Annotated in this window: 1 protein-coding gene; it reads right to left on the minus strand. The window is 75.2% G+C overall.

The genetic code is table 11. The annotated features are described in order from the left end of the window. Nucleotides 1–892 (minus strand): EAL domain-containing protein (locus G9H71_RS22855; RefSeq protein ID WP_166285029.1); only part of this gene is annotated, 892 nt, incomplete at its 3' end. Nucleotides 893–967: the final 75 nt, after the last annotated feature.

Consider the following 967-nt stretch of genomic DNA (forward strand, 5'->3'; position numbering starts at 1 on the left):
CGCGCACCCGCGGCGACTCCGACGGGTCGAGCAGCTCACCGGGCCCGAGCGGGGCGGTCCGCACGGCGAGCGCCCCCACCACGTCGGCGTGGGCGGCGCGGGCCGCCGAGGCGCGCAGCTGGGCCGCGACAGGCTCCGGCAGCTCGCTCCACGGAGCGGCCGGGCGCCCCAGCAGCCAGCCCTGGGCGAGCGGCACCCCGAGCGCCTGGCAGCGCTCGAGCTCCTCGCGGGTCTCGATCCCCTCGGCCAGGACGTACGCGTCCAGCCGGCCGGCGAGCGACCCGAGCAGCTCGACGGTCCACGCCTTCGCCGGGTCCGTGCCGATGCCGGTGATGATCTCGCGGTCGATCTTGACGATGTCGGGACGCACGTCGAGCAGCTGGACCAGCCCGGCGTACCCGCTGCCCGCGTCGTCCATCGCGATCAGCGCACCGGCGGCGCGCAACGACCGGATCGCCTCGCTGAGGGCCGGGTCGACGGTGTAGTCGACGTGCTCGGTGAGCTCGACCACGAGCCCGGTCAGCGAGCCGGCGGCGGTGAGGACCTGCTGGACGGGCGCCGAAGCCAGCACGTCGGGGCTGATGTTGACGGTGAGGAAGCGCGGCTCGGGCAGCAGCCGCAGCGCGGCGACGGCGCGTGCGATGACCCGGGCCTCGAGCTCGGCGGCGCAGCCGTGCAGGCGCGCCTGGCGGAACCACACGTCGGGTGTGGCCCTGGGCTCCAGCTCGAAGCGGGAGAGCGCCTCGTAGCCCACGACGGTGCCGTTGACGATGTCGACGATCGGCTGGAAGACGAGGCCGGGGTGCTCCACGGCCGAGAGCACGGTGTCGAGGGCAGCCCGCCAGTCGATGCTGCCCGGCCGGTCGGGCCGGGTCGCGAGCAGCTCCCCCATGAAGCCCCCATCGGCCGGGAGGTACGCGTCCTGAGGGTTTCCGGGGCATCGTCCGGGGGCCCGCGACAACGCGAC

It is taken from the genome of Motilibacter deserti (assembly GCF_011250635.1).
Classification (GTDB): domain Bacteria; phylum Actinomycetota; class Actinomycetes; order Motilibacterales; family Motilibacteraceae; genus Motilibacter_A; species Motilibacter_A deserti.